Source organism: Ruegeria arenilitoris, assembly GCF_013030985.1.
Lineage (GTDB): Bacteria > Pseudomonadota > Alphaproteobacteria > Rhodobacterales > Rhodobacteraceae > Ruegeria > Ruegeria arenilitoris_B.
In genome coordinates this window covers 296,950-314,800 of the sequence record NZ_WPYP01000004.1, presented here as the reverse complement: position 1 = coordinate 314,800, position 17,851 = coordinate 296,950, and the positions used below count along the sequence as shown (strand labels likewise).

Genomic DNA, 17,851 nt, shown 5'->3' with positions numbered 1-17,851 from the left:
GTTTTGAAAGGTTCATTGGAGTGAGCAAGGTTGAATTCATCGGAATCGGTGCGCAGAAAGCGGCGACGACATGGTTGCACCATGTCCTCTCGGACCATTCTGCCGTGACCACGGGCGACACCAAGGAACTGAACTTTTTCACCGCCAATTATGACCGGGGCTATATCTGGTACGAAAGCTGTTTTGCCGATGGCCCCGACGGAACCATCAAGGGCGAATGCTCACCCACCTATTTTTTCAGCCAGGATGCCCCGCAACGGGCGCGCGACTACAACAAGGATTTCAAGCTGATCTGCATCCTGCGCGACCCGATCGAGCGCGCCTATTCCAACCACCTGCACGAGATTCGCAAGGGGCATATCGCGTCTTCGATCTCGTTCGAGGACGCGCTGGCGCAGAACCCGGCCTATGCGCGGCAGAGCCAGTACAAGATCAACCTGGAACGTTGGCTGGACTGTTTTGACCGCAACGCGCTGCTGCTGCTGTTTTCCGAGGATATCTCGGATGATCCCAAAGGGACCTATGACCAGATCTGCCGGCACCTTGCGATCACCCCCGATCACAACCCGGCCTCGCTGTCCGAGCGTCACCATGAAAACGTCACCTACCGCAACCCGACGGTGCAGCGCACGCTGCGCCGGGGCGGAGACATGATGCGCTCGTTGGGGATGCGCGAGGCGGTGCGGACGGTGAAGGGGCTGCCGGGGCTGAAACAGGCCCTGTCCATGAACAGGCAGCATCTGAAAACCAGGGTCGCGCCGCCCACCGGCGAGACGCGCAAGAAACTGACCGATCTGTTCACGCCGGACATGGAGTTCGTAGCCAAGGTCACCGGTCGCGTGGATCTGCCCTGGCAGGCCTGGCGCGAGCGCAGGGGCGGCGTGTAAGCGATGCGATTGAATCAGGCAGCCCGGACCCTCGGAGAGATGCGCATCAACCAGATGGGTCAGATTGCCCGGCGCCTGATCGGGGCGCGGTTTCTGACCATCGACGATTTCCTGCCGCCGGTTTCCCCGGAACAGGGCGCGCGTCTGGCGGCCCTGGCGCGCGGCGCGAGTGGCGAGATCAACGCGCCAATCCTTGTGCTGGGGGTGATGCCACGCTCGGGCACCAATTTCGTCCGGGACCTTGCAGCCATGCATCCCGAAGTGGCGGCGGATCCGGGGCGTTTTTATGAATTTCCCCTGTTGCACGCCGCCGATGACGCAGCCGCGTTTGGCCGCGCTTTCCTCAGGTATTTCCCGCGCAATGCCGAAGTTCTGGAAGAATACGACCAACTGGCGATGCTGGCCGGGGCGTGGTTCCGCACCTTGCAGGCGCAGGCTCCGGGCAAGCATATCCTGCTGAAATGCCCGCATGTGCATAACCTGACTCTGGCGCAGTACATCTTTCCGGACGCCAAGCTGATCCTGTGCCTGCGCGACGGGCGCGATGTGGTGGATTCCACGCTGAACACCTTTTCGCGGTATTCTCTGACCCGAAAGACCTTTCGCCAACTGGCGGATGAATGGCGCCTTGGGACCGAAGCCATCACCAGCTTCGCCGAGGGCGGGGTGAATGAAAACGACAATACGATGGTGGCCCGCTACGAGGATATCGTCGCGGACCCGCAGCATTTCGTGACCGAGATGCTGGCCCATACCGAACTGACACCGGAAACCTATCCATGGGATCAGGTCGATCACTTGCCAGTGCGTGGGTCGTCGCGGTCATCCGCCTCGAACGAGGCGCGCTGGCAGCCGCAGGCCAAGCCATCCGATTTCAACCCGGTCAAACGCTGGGCCGCGTGGTCGGATGCGCAAAAGACGCGATTCGACAAGCTGGCCGGGCGCGCACTGGAGCTTGCAGGGTATGAGCGGTGATCGCGCCATGACCTCCGGGCCGCATATCGCCATCTGCGTTGCCACATATCTGCGCCCCGAAGGGCTGTGGTCTTTGATCGAAAGCCTCAATGCTCAGACGCTGGGGCCGGATCAGGTGCATGTGACGCTGGTGATTGCAGACAACGCGCCTGATGCCACTGCTGCGGCCAGTCTGGGCGACATCCAACAACTGTCTCGCTGGCCGTTGATCTACGTGACCGAGTCCGAGCGCGGCATCGTGGCGGCCCGCAACCGAACCCTGTCCGAGGCGCCAATGGATGCCGACTTCATCGCCTTTCTCGACGATGACGAGGTGGTTTCCGATCGCTGGCTGGCTGAAATGCTGAAGACCATGGCGCTGCCCGATACGGTCGCCGCCCAAGGTCCGGTCGAGCCGCGTTACCAGCAGACGCCGCCCGCATGGGTCGAGGCACTGAACCTGTTTCGCATGGGGCCCTATGAACAGGGGGCTGTGCTGGTGTCGGCGGCCACCAACAATTCCATGGTGCGGGCTTCGGTCATCCGTGATCGCTGGCTCAGGTTCGATCCGCGGTTCAACATCACCGGCGGCGAGGATGAAGAGTTCTTTACCCGTCTGCGCGCGGGCGGCGGCACGATCCGCGCAGCGGCAGATGCGCTGATCTGGGATGACGTGCCCGAACACCGCGCCTCGATTCGCTGGCTGCGGCGTCGTTGGTTCCGCAAGGGCAATACGCTCAGCCGCATCGCCCTGATCCGGCGCAAGGGTGTTAAGATGCGGGCGGTCAAAAGCGTTGGGGCGATGGGCTGGGGTGCGGTGATGTGCCTGTGCCTCGGGTTCGGCTCGCGCGCCAGATGGGTTCGCGGCCTGCTTGAGATATACCGCGGCGCCGGCATGATGGCCGGTTTGCTTCGGTTCGAGTTCGCCGAGTACAGCAGCGCGGCGGTCAAGGTCGACCGGGTCGGAGGGCGCTGAGATGGACCAGCCCGTGTTTTCGATCATCATCCCCGCCCGCAACGCGGACCGGTTCGTGGCGGAAACACTCGACAGCGTATGTGCCCAGAGTCTTGGGGCGTTCGAGGTGAAGTGTATCGATGACGGTTCGACCGATGGCACGCGCGACATCCTTGACCGCTACGCGCAGCGCGATGCCCGGTTTCAAGCCGTGCAGGGCCCGGCCAAAGGCGTCAGCGCGGCCCGGAATCTGGGTCTGACATGGGCCAAAACGCCGTTTGTGCTGTTTCTGGACGCCGATGACCTGCTGCACACCGAGGCGCTGCAGACCTATTATGACACCCTGACAGGCAGCTTTGCGGTGGGGGCGGTGGCTGGTGTGCAGCGCATGGATATCGATGGCCATCCAATGCGGGGCTCGGACAATCGGACGCTTATACCGGCGCAGGATCAACTGGATGCGCTGCTGTGCAAGAATTTTGTGGTCAACGGCGGGGCGCTGGCGCTCAGGACCGATATCGCTCGGCAGGCCGGTGGGTATGACGAAAACCTGATCAAGGGCGAGGATTGGGAGTTCTGGTGCCGGGTTGCGTTGCTGGGGCCGTTTGCAGTGGTCGTGGGACCGCCGCTGCTGCAGTACCGTCAGGTGGCCAGCGGTGCCAATCATCAGGCGCGCGGCTCGGTCTTCGCGCGCGGGGTGCCCAGCCTGCAGAAAGTGGCGGCCAATCCGGCCATGCGGGAAAAATACGGGCCACGGCTGCGCCACCTGCTACGGGCCCGGCAGATCGATATCTTCTGGTCCGGGGTCCGCAACCAATACCAATACGGCCGCAAGTCCACCGCCCTGTTCGAAGGGCTGTGCGGCGCGGCTCTATACCCCGACAGCCTGTTTCGGCCCAAGCTGATCTGGCGGTTCCTGCAAAGTTTGGACCGATCCGCGAAACAAGGTACCGTTGGGCCAGGGAAACCCGAGGGGAGGCACTGACAAATGGCATTTTCCCGACGTGCAGTGCTGCTTCAGGGCACTGCGATATTGGCGTCCGTTCCGTTTCTGGGTCCGATGGCGCTTGCCGGAACTGACTCCAATGGCGCGGTTGGTTTTGTCGGAGATAATATCGTTCAGCTCACCGTCATTGATACGCTGTTTGATACCTCTCCGACTGTGTCGGTTTCCCAAAAGGACGACCGCAGGTGGTCGCCTGATCCGTTTGACAGCTTTGGCGCGATGGGGCGGTTTAATGGGGTCGAGGGGTATTTCTCGGGCGACACCAACCCGTCGCAGCCGCAGCGCTTTACAGCATGGCCCAGGATTGTCCCGGACAGCCAATGGACTGGCTTCAACGCCAGCAATGGGTTTTTCCAGCGCGGCGCGCCGGTGGATCAGCCCGGTGAATGGCGAGTCACCATTGACGGAGACCCCGCTGGCGTCGTGTCGGTTTACCGCAAGACCGTTCCGATCCGGACCTTGGCCGTGGCCAAACGTGAATGGCAAAGCACCAAGCGGCACAATCTGACACTGGTGCTGGATCGTGCGATCCCGGATGGGGCACAGGTGCTGCTCGAAGGACCCTCCATACCGGCGGTCAAACAAAGTAGGTCACCCAAGCTTTTCAACGAGGCGCTGCATGTGTGTCACGCCGGTTATCCGCTGAGCGGTCCGAAAAAGGCCTATGTCGGGGCCTGGTGGGGACATGACGCCGATGGTCGATCGGGCAGCAGTGACGCGCTGTTGTCGCCGGAAACCACCTGGACGGTCATTTCGACCGCCGATGGGGCAAAGGTGCAAAGCGGCAGTCTGATGCTGGCCAAACCGGCCTCTGACCCGCATCGCAAAGGTCAGAACTTCAACGGTTGTGATATCTACGAGGCCGACTTCTCGGGTATTGATACCGAGGGCGAATACATCCTGCAGGTTGACGGGTTCGGCCAATCGTTTCCGTTTCGCATCTCAGCAGCGCCCTATGCCGAGGCGTTGCGGCTGGCGGCGCGCTGGTATTTTCACCAGAGGTCGGGGTGTGAAATCACCGAACCTTACGGCGAAGGCCGGACCCGCCCGCGCAATGGCCACCCCGAGGACGGGCTGACTGTCTGGCAGACCGATGTGAGGCTTGGTGACACCGGAGAAGGCTACGGCAAAACCAGCGCGACCCAGCTGTTGTCGGAACAGCCTGTCGGGGTGACCGGGCTGGACGGAGTGCCCGTCTCGGCGCGGGCGCAGGCCAATCCCGACGCCTGGGGCGGGTGGCACGATGCCGGGGACTGGGATCGGCGCATTCAGCACATGGATGTCGTCTTTCACATGGCCGATATCGTCGAGCTGTTCGACCATACCCGCAGCCTGCATCTGAACCTGCCCGAAAGCGGCAAACCTTTTGCGCACCCCGATGTGCTGGCCCGCAAGAACGCAGCGGACCGGGGTGACGGGATGACCGTTCTGCCGGACCTGATCCATGAGGCTTTGTGGGGCATCTCTCTGTGGCGCAGAACGCAGGGCGCCGACGGTGCAGTGATCGGTGGCGTGGAGTATTCGAACCCGGGGATTTTTGGCTCGGTGTCGTGGAACCCGGTGCAGATCGCCTATGCCTATGGCCCCGAGGACTGGGCCGCCTACAATTTCGCCCTGAGCGCCGCGAAACTTGGGCATGTTATCAAACACACCTGCGGTGATCCCATTCTGGGTGATGCGCTGATGGAAGAGGCCGCTCAGGCATGGCGCTGGGCGGAACAGGACTTTCTGTCCGAAAAGCGCGGCGCGCGCGATCCCGAGGCGGAAGAAGTCACAGCGCAGGCACGCGTGGCGGCTGCTGCGGTACTGTACCGCGCCAGCGGGGATACGGCGGCCCGCGATGTGTTTGAAGGCCACAACCCCTTTGTGCCGCGATCCGACACCCCGGCTCAGGGGATCAAAAAGGGGCACTACCCGCACGCCTATGCCGAATATGTGCTGGCCGCGCGGGATGGCAGGCTGACGGACCCCGAGATTGTCGCGGCTATCGAAGGGTGGATCGGGTACCGCGCCAAGCGATCCGACCGGATGGGGGCCGACTACGGCCTGCACAGCACTGACACCTATCCTTGGGGGCGCGGCTGGCTGCGGTTTGGGCCCGGGTCAAACTGGCGGGCCGGGGAATTCGCGCTGTATCACGCCGTGAACGGCGAGCTTCCCCCTCAGATGGCGGATGCCGTGGCCGAAGGGATGTGGTTCGGACTGGGCTGCAACCCGTCCAACACCAGTTTTGTTCAGGGGTTGGGACACCGGGACTTCTCGGACCCGCTGATGCTTGACCCAAACGAAGATCCTCCGATCCCGGGGCAGATCAGCTTTGGCGTGGCGGGCGGCAAGCTGCATCAGTGGGAGCAGCGCAAGACCGCCGGTGCGATATTCCCGGCCGAACAGGATCACTGGCCCATCTATGCGCAGATATTCGAAAGCCGAAGCATCGCAATCTGCGCCGAACATGGGATCAAGTCCAACGCTTTGGAGTGGCTGGTGGCCTGCGCGTTGGTCAATCAGCACGGCCCCGAGCCCTCGCAGTAGCGCGTTCCCGCGATTGAACTCACGCGGCGGCAGGGTTGAACGGGCCGCAAATCGCCCTTTATCACAATGGTGTCGGCAAGCCTTTCGCGCCCCAGCGGTCTTGGATATGACGGGAGTGGTACCGCCAAAACCCTGCCTGCGTTGAACAATCAGGAGCGCATCTATGAAGTTTCGCCGTCCGGCCCTTGCCGCCATCCTCTGCGCGCTGCCATTTGCGGCTCTGGCTGAAACGGCGCAAGACGCGCCGGGCCTGATGGTCGAGCTGAATGCGGTGGAAGAGGTCGAAGGCGCCTGCCGTCTGACCTTTCTGGTCGAAAACCAAACCTCAACCTCGATCGACAGTGCCAGTTATCAAGTGGTGATTTTCGATGCCGCAGGTGTTTTCGAACGGATCACCCTTTTCGGGTTCCGGGACCTGCCGGCAGAACGCCCTCGGGTGCGCCAGTTTGATATCCGGGGCACCACCTGCGAAAACATCGGGCGTGTTCTGATCAATGGTGTCAGCAGCTGCACCGTTGGGGGCGCCGACAGCGATATCTGCGACCAGACACCAACCTTGAACAGCCGAACAGAAGTGGAGCTTTTGGGATGAGTATTCTTGACGCCTTGCGAGAAATCCTGGCCCTTGGCGGGCCGGTGGTCGCCATCCTGATCGCCATGTCCGTGGTGACGCTGGCAGTGACGCTTTACAAGCTCTGGCAGTTCGCTGCCTCGGGCGTCGGGCGGCACCGGGTGTTGTCGCAGGCGCTGGAGGCCTGGGATGCCGGTGACGAACAGACCGCCCGCGCGCGTCTGGCCAAAAGCCACAGCTATCTTGCACCGCTGGTCGGGGTTGCGATGGACGCGCCGGATGCGCCCGGTCTGGATCAGCGTCTGGATGCCGAGGCAGGGTTGGCGTTGGCCGGTCTGGAACGTGGGTTTCGCCTGCTGGACACAGTGGCGCAGCTGGCCCCTTTGCTGGGTCTGTTCGGCACCGTTCTGGGCATGATCGAGGCGTTCCGCAGCCTGCAATCCGCGGGCTCTTCGGTTGATCCGTCGCTGTTGGCGGGCGGGATCTGGGTGGCGCTGGTGACAACGGCTGTGGGGCTGGCGGTGGCGATGCCGACCTCGATGGTATTGTCCTGGTTCGAAAGCCGTACTGCGCGCGAACGGGTGTTTGCCGACAAGGCCCTGCGCACGGTGCTTATTCCGGGGCAGGCCATTCCGCTGGCCGAGGATGCACAACCTATGGCGGCCACGCCCGGACATGCGTAACCCCGCACCCTTTGCCAGACGGCCCATGGCGATGACACCGCTCATCGACGTGATCTTTCTGCTGTTGCTGTTCTTCATGCTAACCTCGACTTTTTCGAAATACGGCGAGATCGAGCTGAGCAGCGCCACGACCGGAGGTGCAACGACGGACACGCCCCAAGACCGCGCCTTTGTCCAGTTAGGGGCTGAGCGGTTGGTGCTGAACGGCGCGCCCATCACGTTGGAGGAGCTGACGACACAGGTGACCACCGGGCAGGTGCTGGTCAGCCTTGATCCCGACACGACCGCACAGCGTTTGGTGGATCTGCTGGTCCTGTTGCGTGGGCGTGAGGGTCTGAGCGTTCTGGTGCTGGAATGATCCGCTATAACCGCCCCCGCCGCAAACGCGACTCGACCATTGCGCTGATCAATGTCGTGTTCCTGATGCTGATCTTCTTTCTGATCGCGGGCACGGTGGCCACGCCGCTGGACCCCGATCTGAACCTGGTCGACACCTCGGAACTTGACGGGCGCGAGCCCCCGGACGCGCTGGTGCTGCACCGGGACGGCACGCTCAGCTTTCGCGGTACGCCGATAGGGCCGGAAACCTATATGGCCGGGCGTGATCCCGGGCCGGTGCGCATCGTACCGGATCGCGAGGCCTCAGGCGCGCGGCTGATCGAGGTCACTGGTGAATTGCGTCGCCTGGGGGCGGATTCCGTGTTTGTCGTGACTGAAAAGGCGCTGGAATGATCCGGGGCTCGATCGTTATCGCGGCCCTTGCCGCGCTGCTGTCGCTGCTCTTGCATCTGATGGGGTTGGGTCTGACCGCACCCAGACTGATACAGCAGCCGGATGCCGCAGGCCGGGGGGATTCGGTTGAGCTGAGCAACAGTTTCGAGGATCTTGTGGACACGGTCGCCGAACCGGTGGAATCCGAACCGCCCGAGGCGCCGGAACCCCCGGTGGAAGAGCCCCCGGAACCCGCACCGGAACCGGCCGAGATTCCGACCAGCGAGGTGCATGTGGCCTCGGACGACCCCCAGAAAACCTTTTCCCCCGACACTGGCACGTCCGAAATTCTGCAACCGGTGGCGCCCGAGCCGGTCGAGGCCCAGGCGCCCGAATCGCGGGACACCACGGATGGCGACAAATCCGCCAGCGATGAGGTCGAGGAAACCCCGCCCGTCGAGGTGGCCGAGGTTGCTGAAGCGCCAGAAGGCAGTCCCGAAGCCACGGAACCTGCAGAAGAAACCGCGGCCGCACCCGAGCCCATCGAGGCCGAGCAGATTGCTGCACTGCCCGAGCCATCGGAAAACCCGGTGCCCTCGATTGCACCGGTCGTGCCTTCTGAAAGTGAGACGATCGAAGCTGATATTCCCGCTACCCCGGCTGAGCCTGTGCCCGACGCTGATGAAAACAGTGAAGAAGCAGAGCAGGCGCTGACGTCGTCGATCCGGCCACGCCTGCCGGACCGGCGTGCGCAGCCAGAGCCTCCGGCCACGTTGCGCGGCGCACGGGATTTCAGTGACCTGCAATATCCGACGCAAGAGGTCGAATCGCCCCTGACCACCTATCGGCGTCAGGGCAAGGATCTGTTCACATCAGGCAACAGCGGAACACGCTCGGGCGGGCGGGGTCCCGGTAATTCGGATCGAACCAACTATAACGGGAAAGTGCTGGTGCACCTGAACCGTGCACCGATCGTTTACACGGCGGCGCGGGGCTTTGCGCGGGTGTTTTTCGTGATCAACCCGGATGGAACCCTGGCCTATGTCGAAGTCGTGGACACCAATGGATCACCGGATCTTGAACGAGCGGCCAAGGCGCAGGTCCAGGCGGCCTCTCCTTTCCCGAAACCTCCTGGGGGTGTCAGCAGGTCGCTGTCTTTTGTCTATTCCAGCAACTGAACCGCCGGTGGCTTACAGTTTCTCGAAATACAGAATGACCTCGCCCAGCCGCACGCCATAGCGTGAGACATAGGCGCGGTTCAGTAGCCGGTCGTCGCTCAGCAACCACATCCAATCATCGAAATTTACCCGCATGGTGCCGTCTTTCACGGGCAGGTCGATCTTGTATTTCCAGTTGAACGTATCGCCGCGCTCGATCCCGCTGGCGGTGCCCAACACACCCGGAGCGGTGCCGGTCCAGCTATCTTCGCCGGTTTTGGTCAGGGTCCAGATGCGTTGCTCGGTGGCGCCGTCGTCATAGATGAAATCCTCGACCAGCGTCAGGGTTTCGCCGTCCCATGTGCCGTCAATATCGACATTAAAGCGGCGGGGTACATTTCCCAGCACGTCCTGAAACTGACCGTAGGCGACGGTTTTGCCCTCAAAGAATTCCTCAAGGTTCAGCTGCCGGTCGGACAGGAAGGTCTTGGGCACGCGCGGCTTGGCCGAACAGGCTGCCAGCGCGGCAAGCCCGATGACAGCGAGGGCCAGGATCAGAATCCGGCGGGTGATCATTGCAATGTCCTCGTCTCGGCCGTGGCGTCATAGCCGTTCGAGCCGCTGACATGGGCAGACTTCACCTCGGGCGCCGGGCGCATGGTGGCGACCAGCTCGGCCACCTTGAGGCCGAATTTGCGCATCTCGGACCGGTTCATGACCACGCCGTTCTCGGTCAGGTACATCCAGTCGGTGACATCCAGCGTGTGCCCGCCCGCATCCTTGGGCAGGATGATCCGGTAGGTCAGTTTGACGGTCGACCCCGAAATGGTGCCGTGACCTTCACCCACGATATCATCCGCCGTGGCGGTGAAGGTGTTGCCGGTGCCCAGTGTCAGATACCACTTGCGGGTCATCTTCTTGCCGTTGGAATACGTGAAATACTCGACCAGCGTGCCGGTATTTCCGTCCCACTCCCCCACCATACGGGCGACAAAGCTGTTCGACATCTTGCCGTTGGGCCCATAGATCAATCCTTCGGACAGGATCTCTCCGTTCAGGTTTTCCTTCATGATGAAGGCAGGTCCGGTGGCCGCGTAGTCCGTTGGCGCCTGCGCCCGGAAGCTGAGAAACCGGCGGTGGGCGATGATCAGAACAAGGATGGCGAGCAGAAGGATCGTGACGACTGTCATTTGGCTGAGACCTCGGTTGGCAGCGTCAGGACCAGTCCGAACGCGCCGAGTTTCAGGATGCAGGGCAGCACGGCATAGGCGAGGTTGAGTGTGCGCAACGCCTCGGCCGAGTTTGCTTGCCCCGGAGTAAACCCGCTGCGTTCCAGCAGCGGCAATGTGAAAAAGGCAGCCAGCGCAAGCCCCAGCTTGCCTGCAAATGACCAGATGCCGAAAGCGGCGGATGCGTTCAGCCCCGCGCGCGTCAACACCACGGAGAACATGGTTGGGAGGACCACCATATCCGCCCCAAGCGCTGCGCCGGATGTCAGACAGATCACCGCAAATCCGGCCAGGTTACCGGCTGACAAAGTGGCCGCCCCGATAAACCCTGCGATTGACAGCGGCATGGCGATCATCAGGGTCTGTTTCGGGCCAATCCGGTTACCGAGTTTGGCCCAGAGCGGCACGCTGGCTCCGGCGCTGAGGAAAAACAGGATCAGCAGCGGTCCGGCTTTTCCGGGCAGTTGCAGCCGGTCCTCGACAAAGAACAGAAACAGGGTTGAGGTGATCGCGACCGGCAGGCTGTTGACCAGCGCCAGAAACAGCAGGCGCAGTGCTCCGGCCTGACCCAGCCCGGCAAAGGACAGGCCCTGACCGGTGATCGGCGTGCGGCGCCACATGGGCAGGGTCAGGATCAGGGTCAGGACGGCGAGCAGGCCCAAAAACAGCCCAAAGGCCGGATAGCCCTGCGCACTGGCCCCAAAAGCCACGAACAGGGCCGGCGCGCTGGCGGCAAGAATGACTCCGGTCAGTTGCCCACCCTCACGCCAGGCGGCCAGTGTCATCAGTTCATTCGCGTCAGCCTGCTTGGCCAGCGTCGCACTGCGGCCATAGAGCAGGATGGTGCCGAGGCTGTAGGCTGAGAACAAAAGTACCAAAACAGATACTAACAAAGTGATATTGGCTTCTTGGGGCAGGCCGAACAGTAACGGAAACCCAACCGCCAAACCAATTGCAGCCGCAGCGGCAAACAGCATTTGCGCCCCCGGCCAGCGGTCGATGGCCCATCCGATCAGCGGGTCCTGCACCAGATCGATGATGCGGATCACCAGCAGAACGGTGCCGATCACACCCAACCCGATGCCAAGATTTACAGCAGCAAAGCGCGGCAGGTGGATATACAGCGGGATACCCGCCGCAGCCAGCATCAACGCATAGAGACTGACCCTCGGATACAGCATCACTGTCCGCGCAATCTCTGTGTGAAAGCGGCGGAGCGGGTGTTTTCACCCAGGAAAACGGACATGAAGCTGCGTTTGATGCCGGGATAAGCCATTGTGCAGGTCTTGCGTCCGTTCAGCCAGAAGGAAACTTTATTCGGCCCCTCGGAGACCGCCAGATAGCGATCCCCCTTTTTGACCGCCCTGAAACAGGTCTGAAGTTGATCGCGTACAGGTGCGGCGCGGCCAATGCGCGCCATCTCGTCTAGGGTCGAGTTGATCAACGCCTTTTGGCTCACGTTGCGGCGGTATTGCAGCTGCAGGCCGAAATCCTGTTTCCAGTTGAACGCCGTACCGCCCGGAGTGAACAGCTGCGCGTCATACAGAGGCAGCCCGAGATAGCGAAAGGTCGCGGTGCCGCGCAGTTGCGGGTCGTCCAGTTCCGACAGACCGGATGATGCTGCCAACCCGCCGGGGACCAGCAGACAGAAGGACAGCAGCGCGGGGCGCAGGATGTTAAAACTCCGCCGGGGCAGAGAGGACCGGCTGTTTTGCAGGAATGCCATTGTCAGCTCCGTTCGTGTGCGGGGTGCCGTTCATGCGCGCGACAACATGCATCGCGCTGGCGATCCCGTCTTCATGAAAGCCATGCCGGTTATATGCCCCGGCAAACCAGGTTCGGTTCTGTCCCTGCATCTCGCGGATCTGCCCCTGTGCTTTCAGGGCTGCCTTGTCGAAGACCGGATGGGCAAACTCGACCTGATCATAGATTTTGTCCGCGGGAATTTCCGACGACGCGTTCAGCGTCACAAATAGCGGATCGCTGTCCGGAATGTTCTGCAGCCGGTTCATCCAATAGGTGACCCCGACATTCCCGGCTTGCGAGCGGTAGGTCCAACTGGACCAGCAGGCCCGACGACGCGGCATCTGGCGCGGATCGCAATGCAGGGTTGCGGTGTTGGGTTGATAGCGAATGGAGCCTAACGCGGACTTTTCAGCATCCGTCGCGGCCTCACCCAGAATGGCCAGCGACTGATCGGAATGGGTGGCCAGTATGATTTCATCAAACAGATCGCCCTGTCCCTGGCTGTGAACGGTCACGCCGGTTTCATCACGATGAACGTGATCGACGGGAGAGGCCAGCCGGATTTCACTCCCGCGTGCGCGCAGGGCGGCGTCGATGCGGCGGACATACTCGATACTGCCGCCTTTGACTGTGTACCACTGATGCTGTTTGTCGCGGCCGCTGGCCAGCAGGGCATGGTTTTTGAAGAACTGCACCAGCGAACGCGCCGGGAACTGATCCACGAACTCTACCGGAGTGGACCAGATCGCACCGCACATCGGCACCAGGTAGTTGTGGCGGAACCAATAGCCCAGGCGCAGCTGGTCGACCAACTCTCCGATCGTGGTGTCATCGTCCTGCGCGGCCTCAGGGGCCTCTTTGCTGAAGCGCAGGATGTCGGCGATCATCCTGTAATAGGCGGGACGGGCGAGGTTGCGTTTCTGCGCTGTCAGCGTGCGCAGGTTGTTCAGCCCATATTCGATACGGCCATTGTCGATGGTCGCGCCAAAGCTCATCTCGGATTTCATGACCGGCACGTTCAACTCGTCGAACAGCCGCGTCAGATAAGGGTAGGTCGCGTAGTTGAATACTATGAATCCTGTATCGACCGGTTGATCCCCGTTCTTACCCGCCATCACCGTGCGTGCGTGACCGCCCAGCCGGGGTTCGGCCTCAAATACGGTGACATCGTGGTTTTCAGAAAGATAGTAAGCGGCCGACAGGCCTGAGATACCTGCCCCTACTATTGCGATTTTCTTGCGTGCGCCCCGAGTTTCGTCGAACATGCCATCCTCTTTGTGCGACAGTTTACAATAGGATACGCAGGATGGGCGAAGGTGGATCAATCGGATTAGAAGATTTCACGATCGCACTATGTCGTGAGGACTGGTGAAGTGATCCAGCGCTTGGCCCCGCCCGTACCAGATCAGATGCAACTGGAATGGGCGCATGAGCAGTTTTGACGGAAAAACCTATTGGATCATCGGCGCCAGCGAAGGGCTGGGCCGGGCGCTGGCCGAGGCACTTAGCCGTCAGGGTGCGCATCTGGTTCTTTCTGCCCGCAATGCCGACCGCCTGGCCGAGATCTGCGCCGCGTTACCCAACGCGCAGGCGGTGCCCTGTGACGTGACCGATCTGGACTCGGTGCGTCGTGCCGCGGTTGAGGCCGGAGAGGTGGATGGGTTGGTGTACAACGCCGGGTCTTATGAGCCGATGCGCTCGGCCGATTGGGAGACCGAGGCCGTCTTGGCAATGACCGATGTGAACTACACCGGCGCGCTGCGGGTTATGGGCGAGACGGTGCCGCGGTTTGTTCGTGAGGGCCGGGGGGATATCACGCTGATCGGCTCGCTGTCCGGCTATCGCGGTTTGCCGGCTGCGGTGGGATATGCAGCCAGCAAGGCGGCGCTGGTCTCGCTGGCCGAAACGATGCGGTTCGATCTGAAGGACACCGGGGTGACGGTGCGGATCGTCAATCCGGGCTTCATCAAGACCCGGCTGACCGAGAAGAACAACTTTAATATGCCGATGCTGATGACGCCCGAGGATGCGGCAGAGCGGGTGGTCAAAGCAATGTCGCGCCGTCGCTTCCGTACCGATTTTCCAGCCCCGTTTTCCTGGGTGATCCGACTGCTGGATTACCTGCCGGATTGGCTGGTGTATCGCGGAAAATAGACCCTAATCAGGTCAATTCAGCCAAACTGTCCCTGACAGAACCATCCCGCCGACAGGGTGCCGCCATGGCCGTAGAACAGCCACAGCCGCTCTCCCTGTTCGGTCACCACCACCCAATAATCGCGTACGCCGCTGCGCCAGTTGGGGTCGTCCAGCCACCATTCCGGGGCGATCCGTTCCGGGCCGGTGGCCTGCGCCAGTTGCCAGTCGCGGCCCCGCCAGCGAAAGGCGGTTGGAACGTCCGGGGTTTCCGGGGCCATCACCGGTTCGGGTTGCCACATCTGCAAGGGGCGCGGACGCGGTGGAGCGGGCCAGTCGCGTGCCGGTTCCGACCACGCCGCCGCCAGCGTTTGCGCGGTTTTCTCGGGGATATGCGAGGCTGCGGGGTGTCGCCGTGTGATCGCCTCCAACCCCACCCGTGCGCCCAGCTTGCCGATCAGGTCATCGACGGCGGTGTTGCCCTCCAGCCGCTCGCGGGCCACGCGGCGGGCTTCGGCATGGCCAGCCACTGTGCGGGCGTGGATGGGCTCGGTCTGGATCGCCTCGAGCCGCAGCATGTCGATGCCATAGCCCGCGTCGATCTGGTCGATTTTCATCTCTAACAAAGGGCGAATGCGGTGTTTGTCATGGGTTGGGCGGGCCAGTCCGACCTCGATGATCTCGGCCGCCTGATCGGCGCGATGCGCCTCAAGCCGCAGAGTACGGACGCCGCGGCCCTTCTCTTCCAGCTTGGCGCAGAGCGTCGGCAGCACCCGATCGATGGCGGCCATCACGTCTTCGGTCAACCCGATCGGGTTGGGCAGAGTCATCCGCACCGCAAAGTGGTGTGGCGGGCGGGCGGGCGAGACCGGCTCGGGCGCGCTGCCCATCGCCTGATCCAGCCGCAGCACCAGCCCGCGTCCGAAGCGCCGGGCCAGCGAGGCACGCGGTTGCCCCAGCAGATCGCCGATCCGGCGCAGGCCTAGGCGGTTCAGTTGCGCGACCACCTGATCCTCCAGCCGCAGCGCCGCAATGGGCAGGGGGCTGAGCGCGCCATAGGATTGCCCCGGCGCGGCAATGCGTGCGCCGCCGCCCAAGGCCATCACCTGCGGCGCGGCGCCGCCCTTGGTCCAGTGCCGCCGTTTGCCCGCCCGGGCGCGGGTGGCGCGGGCCTCTTGGCTGATGGCGTCGCCGTTGCGGTCAGAGGTGGCCTCTTGCCCGGCATAGCGCGCCAAAGCCCAGGCCGCGCCCAGCGTGTTGGCGATGCCCATCTGCACGCTCAGCCCCATATCGGCGCAGTCGGTTTCAAGGACGCTCAGCAACGCCTCTTCACCGCCGAACAGATGGGCGCAGCCGGACAGATCGACGATCAGCCCATCCGGCGTCTCCTCAGCCACCCATGGGCTGAACTTGCCCGCCCAACGGCGCAAAGCGGTCAGAAACGCGGCCTCGGCTGGGGCGTTGCGGGGGCGCGTCACCAGCGCCGCACACATGGCATGGGCGTCACGCACCGGTTGACCGACGCGCAGACCGGCGGCGTGGGCCTCAGTATTCAGCGAGGTGATGACCTGCATGTTCGACTGTTCGGCCACCACGGCCAAAGGCCCATCCTGCAGGCCCCGCGCGGCGCGGACCAGCCGTTCAGCCCCCAGACGGGGGAACCACAGTGAGAGTATTCGGCGTTTGGGCATCGGCAGACATCAAAATGTTCCCATTTTGTTCTTACCGTAGAATCGCCTGCAGAGTCTACGCTTACCCGCAGGTCAGGCGCTGAATGATCCCACCCTCATCAACGAACACGTTCAACCGGTCGATGCGGTAATCCTGCGTGGCCAGGCCATCGGGTCCCAGCACGCGCGCGCGTTCGGGCAGCGCGGCCTGAATGGTCGAAACCGGCTGACCAACGGAACTGGCAAAGGCGTCGCCCTCACAAAAGGCCAGATCGACCGGTGCCGCTTCGGGCGCAAGGCGGGCGTCCTCGGGTGCGGGCGGGGTCTGGGTGCAAGCGGCCAGCAGGATCAGGATCGGGATAAAACGGCGCATTGGCGCTCCTCTTTCCGGCAATGTCGTTTCTGCAATATCAAGTCATTAGCCAATCTGTCACGAAACGACAGTTGAAAACACCCTGCAATTGACGCAGGGTCGGGGCAAATTTGACTGGGAGACAAGCACCATGCGTACCCGTGCCGCCGTCGCCGTTCAGGCCGGCAAACCTTTGGAAGTGATGGATGTGAACCTCGAAGGCCCCAAGGCGGGCGAGGTTCTGGTGGAAATCAAGGCCACCGGCATCTGCCACACCGATGAATTCACCCTGTCGGGTGCCGATCCCGAAGGCCTTTTCCCGGCCATTCTGGGGCACGAAGGCGCAGGCGTAGTGGTCGAGGTCGGCCCGGGTGTCACCAGCCTGAAACCGGGCGATCACGTGATCCCGCTCTACACCCCCGAATGCCGTGAGTGCGAATACTGCCTGAACCCGAAAACCAACCTGTGTCAGGCGATCCGTGAGACGCAGGGCAAGGGCCTGATGCCCGACGGCACCTCGCGCTTTTCGATGTTGGATGGCACGCCGATCCTGCACTACATGGGCTGCTCGACCTTCGCAAACCACACGGTTCTGCCGGAAATCGCATTGGCCAAAGTGCGTGAGGACGCGCCGTTCGACAAGATCTGCTACATCGGCTGTGGTGTAACCACCGGTATCGGCGCGGTGATCAACACCGCCAAGGTGGAAATCGGCAGCCGTGCCATCGTGTTCGGTCTGGGCGGTATCGGCCTGAACGTCATCCAGGGCCTGCGTCTGGCCGGAGCCGATCAGATCGTCGGCGTTGATCTGAACCCCGCCAAAGTGGAAATGGCCCAGAAATTCGGCATGACCGACTTCGTGAACCCGACCGAGGTCGAGGGCGATCTGGTGCCCTATCTGGTCAACCTGACCAAGGGCGGCGCGGATTACACCTTTGATGCCACCGGCAATGTCGGCGTGATGCGGACCGCTTTGGAAGCGGCGCATAAAGGCTGGGGTGAGTCCATCATCATCGGTGTGGCACCCGCTGGCGCCGAAATCTCGACCCGTCCGTTCCAGCTGGTCACCGGTCGTTCGTGGCGCGGCACAGCCTTTGGTGGTGCCCGTGGCCGGACCGACGTGCCCAAGATCGTCGACTGGTACATGGAAGGGAAGATCGAGATCGACCCAATGATCACCCACACCATGGGTCTGGACGACATCAACCACGGCTTCGACCTGATGCATAAAGGTGAGAGCATCCGGTCGGTTGTAGTTTACTGAC

General features: G+C 62.5%; 19 protein-coding genes. 12 read left to right on the top strand and 7 right to left on the bottom strand.

The annotated features are described in order from the left end of the window. Positions 1-20 precede the first annotated feature (20 nt). The 10 genes from GOX88_RS11315 (at position 21) to GOX88_RS11270 (ending at position 9,477) form a co-directional block, all read left to right on the top strand. A complete protein-coding gene (locus GOX88_RS11315) occupies positions 21-887 on the top strand; it encodes a sulfotransferase domain-containing protein (RefSeq protein WP_170401365.1) in 867 nt (288 codons plus the stop codon). 3 nt (positions 888-890) lie between these two features. Then, positions 891-1,862: a sulfotransferase family protein gene (locus GOX88_RS11310; RefSeq protein ID WP_170401362.1), complete on the top strand. Its 972-nt coding sequence runs from the start codon at positions 891-893 to the stop codon at positions 1,860-1,862. Continuing rightward, positions 1,852-2,817 carry a glycosyltransferase family 2 protein gene (locus tag GOX88_RS11305; protein WP_170401360.1) on the top strand — a complete coding sequence of 322 codons (966 nt, stop codon included), beginning with the start codon at positions 1,852-1,854 and terminating at the stop codon, positions 2,815-2,817. Before GOX88_RS11310 ends, GOX88_RS11305 begins: the two co-directional genes overlap by 11 nt. A gap of 1 nt (position 2,818) precedes the next feature. Next, positions 2,819-3,781, top strand: a complete 963-nt coding sequence (locus tag GOX88_RS11300) for a glycosyltransferase family 2 protein (protein WP_170401358.1) — start codon at positions 2,819-2,821, stop codon at positions 3,779-3,781. A 3-nt stretch (positions 3,782-3,784) separates the two neighbouring features. After that, positions 3,785-6,334 (top strand): glycoside hydrolase family 9 protein, encoded by a 2,550-nt coding sequence (locus GOX88_RS11295; RefSeq protein ID WP_170401356.1) that lies wholly within the window; start codon positions 3,785-3,787, stop codon positions 6,332-6,334. 163 nt (positions 6,335-6,497) lie between these two features. Continuing rightward, a complete protein-coding gene (locus GOX88_RS11290) occupies positions 6,498-6,926 on the top strand; it encodes a hypothetical protein (RefSeq protein ID WP_170401354.1) in 429 nt (142 codons plus the stop codon). Then, on the top strand, positions 6,923-7,588 hold the full coding sequence (locus tag GOX88_RS11285) for a MotA/TolQ/ExbB proton channel family protein (protein ID WP_170401352.1): 666 nt from the start codon (positions 6,923-6,925) through the stop codon (positions 7,586-7,588). The genes GOX88_RS11290 and GOX88_RS11285 overlap by 4 nt, the downstream gene beginning before the upstream one ends. Positions 7,589-7,613: 25 nt before the next feature. Then, the gene (locus tag GOX88_RS11280; RefSeq protein ID WP_367648070.1) at positions 7,614-7,946 is read left to right on the top strand and encodes a biopolymer transporter ExbD; all 333 of its coding nucleotides are present in this window, start codon (positions 7,614-7,616) and stop codon (positions 7,944-7,946) included. Then, positions 7,943-8,320 (top strand): ExbD/TolR family protein, encoded by a 378-nt coding sequence (locus tag GOX88_RS11275; protein ID WP_170401350.1) that lies wholly within the window; start codon positions 7,943-7,945, stop codon positions 8,318-8,320. The genes GOX88_RS11280 and GOX88_RS11275 overlap by 4 nt, the downstream gene beginning before the upstream one ends. Next, complete coding sequence (locus GOX88_RS11270; RefSeq protein WP_170401348.1) at positions 8,317-9,477, top strand: energy transducer TonB family protein; 1,161 nt, start codon at positions 8,317-8,319, stop codon at positions 9,475-9,477. Before GOX88_RS11275 ends, GOX88_RS11270 begins: the two co-directional genes overlap by 4 nt. A gap of 12 nt (positions 9,478-9,489) precedes the next feature. Here GOX88_RS11270 and GOX88_RS11265 read toward each other — a convergent pair whose 3' ends face one another. From GOX88_RS11265 to GOX88_RS11245, 5 genes are read right to left on the bottom strand one after another with little or no spacing between them, the layout of a single operon-like run. Further along, complete coding sequence (locus GOX88_RS11265) at positions 9,490-10,032, bottom strand: DUF3833 domain-containing protein (protein ID WP_170401346.1); 543 nt, start codon at positions 10,030-10,032, stop codon at positions 9,490-9,492. Continuing rightward, a complete protein-coding gene (locus GOX88_RS11260; RefSeq protein WP_170401344.1) occupies positions 10,029-10,646 on the bottom strand; it encodes a DUF3833 domain-containing protein in 618 nt (205 codons plus the stop codon). Before GOX88_RS11260 ends, GOX88_RS11265 begins: the two co-directional genes overlap by 4 nt. Beyond that, the gene (locus GOX88_RS11255) at positions 10,643-11,866 is read right to left on the bottom strand and encodes an MFS transporter (RefSeq protein WP_170401343.1); all 1,224 of its coding nucleotides are present in this window, start codon (positions 11,864-11,866) and stop codon (positions 10,643-10,645) included. The genes GOX88_RS11260 and GOX88_RS11255 overlap by 4 nt, the downstream gene beginning before the upstream one ends. Continuing rightward, positions 11,866-12,411: a hypothetical protein gene (locus tag GOX88_RS11250; RefSeq protein ID WP_254443327.1), complete on the bottom strand. Its 546-nt coding sequence runs from the start codon at positions 12,409-12,411 to the stop codon at positions 11,866-11,868. The genes GOX88_RS11255 and GOX88_RS11250 overlap by 1 nt, the downstream gene beginning before the upstream one ends. Further along, positions 12,362-13,696, bottom strand: coding sequence for an NAD(P)/FAD-dependent oxidoreductase (locus GOX88_RS11245; RefSeq protein ID WP_170401341.1), 1,335 nt, complete (start codon positions 13,694-13,696; stop codon positions 12,362-12,364). The genes GOX88_RS11250 and GOX88_RS11245 overlap by 50 nt, the downstream gene beginning before the upstream one ends. 163 nt (positions 13,697-13,859) lie before the next feature. On the opposite strand from GOX88_RS11245, the gene GOX88_RS11240 reads away from it, so the two are divergent. Further along, entirely contained in the window at positions 13,860-14,585 is a 726-nt protein-coding gene (locus GOX88_RS11240; RefSeq protein WP_170401339.1) for an SDR family NAD(P)-dependent oxidoreductase, read from the top strand. Between the two features lie 17 nt (positions 14,586-14,602). Here GOX88_RS11240 and GOX88_RS11235 read toward each other — a convergent pair whose 3' ends face one another. Beyond that, positions 14,603-16,255: a DUF6504 family protein gene (locus GOX88_RS11235; protein WP_170401337.1), complete on the bottom strand. Its 1,653-nt coding sequence runs from the start codon at positions 16,253-16,255 to the stop codon at positions 14,603-14,605. Positions 16,256-16,316: 61 nt separating this feature from the next. Further along, a complete protein-coding gene (locus GOX88_RS11230) occupies positions 16,317-16,607 on the bottom strand; it encodes an I78 family peptidase inhibitor (protein ID WP_170401335.1) in 291 nt (96 codons plus the stop codon). Between the two features lie 130 nt (positions 16,608-16,737). Here GOX88_RS11230 and GOX88_RS11225 point away from each other — a divergent pair, with 130 nt between their 5' ends. Then, entirely contained in the window at positions 16,738-17,850 is a 1,113-nt protein-coding gene (locus GOX88_RS11225) for an S-(hydroxymethyl)glutathione dehydrogenase/class III alcohol dehydrogenase (protein ID WP_170401334.1), read from the top strand. The last annotated feature ends 1 nt before the right edge of the window (position 17,851 follow it).

Excerpts from the sequence above, each read along its gene's own strand:
- GOX88_RS11310 (WP_170401362.1), top strand. The coding sequence starts at position 891 with ATGCGATTGAATCAGGCAGCCCGGACCCTCGGAGAGATGCGCATCAAC.
- GOX88_RS11305 (WP_170401360.1), top strand. The coding sequence starts at position 1,852 with ATGAGCGGTGATCGCGCCATGACCTCCGGGCCGCATATCGCCATCTGC.
- GOX88_RS11300 (WP_170401358.1), top strand. The coding sequence starts at position 2,819 with ATGGACCAGCCCGTGTTTTCGATCATCATCCCCGCCCGCAACGCGGAC.
- GOX88_RS11295 (WP_170401356.1), top strand. The coding sequence starts at position 3,785 with ATGGCATTTTCCCGACGTGCAGTGCTGCTTCAGGGCACTGCGATATTG.
- GOX88_RS11290 (WP_170401354.1), top strand. The coding sequence starts at position 6,498 with ATGAAGTTTCGCCGTCCGGCCCTTGCCGCCATCCTCTGCGCGCTGCCA.
- GOX88_RS11285 (WP_170401352.1), top strand. The coding sequence starts at position 6,923 with ATGAGTATTCTTGACGCCTTGCGAGAAATCCTGGCCCTTGGCGGGCCG.
- GOX88_RS11280 (WP_367648070.1), top strand. The coding sequence starts at position 7,614 with ATGGCGATGACACCGCTCATCGACGTGATCTTTCTGCTGTTGCTGTTC.
- GOX88_RS11275 (WP_170401350.1), top strand. The coding sequence starts at position 7,943 with ATGATCCGCTATAACCGCCCCCGCCGCAAACGCGACTCGACCATTGCG.
- GOX88_RS11270 (WP_170401348.1), top strand. The coding sequence starts at position 8,317 with ATGATCCGGGGCTCGATCGTTATCGCGGCCCTTGCCGCGCTGCTGTCG.
- GOX88_RS11265 (WP_170401346.1), bottom strand. The coding sequence starts at position 10,032 with ATGATCACCCGCCGGATTCTGATCCTGGCCCTCGCTGTCATCGGGCTT.
- GOX88_RS11260 (WP_170401344.1), bottom strand. The coding sequence starts at position 10,646 with ATGACAGTCGTCACGATCCTTCTGCTCGCCATCCTTGTTCTGATCATC.
- GOX88_RS11255 (WP_170401343.1), bottom strand. The coding sequence starts at position 11,866 with ATGCTGTATCCGAGGGTCAGTCTCTATGCGTTGATGCTGGCTGCGGCG.
- GOX88_RS11250 (WP_254443327.1), bottom strand. The coding sequence starts at position 12,411 with ATGGCATTCCTGCAAAACAGCCGGTCCTCTCTGCCCCGGCGGAGTTTT.
- GOX88_RS11245 (WP_170401341.1), bottom strand. The coding sequence starts at position 13,696 with ATGTTCGACGAAACTCGGGGCGCACGCAAGAAAATCGCAATAGTAGGG.
- GOX88_RS11240 (WP_170401339.1), top strand. The coding sequence starts at position 13,860 with ATGAGCAGTTTTGACGGAAAAACCTATTGGATCATCGGCGCCAGCGAA.
- GOX88_RS11235 (WP_170401337.1), bottom strand. The coding sequence starts at position 16,255 with ATGCCCAAACGCCGAATACTCTCACTGTGGTTCCCCCGTCTGGGGGCT.
- GOX88_RS11230 (WP_170401335.1), bottom strand. The coding sequence starts at position 16,607 with ATGCGCCGTTTTATCCCGATCCTGATCCTGCTGGCCGCTTGCACCCAG.
- GOX88_RS11225 (WP_170401334.1), top strand. The coding sequence starts at position 16,738 with ATGCGTACCCGTGCCGCCGTCGCCGTTCAGGCCGGCAAACCTTTGGAA.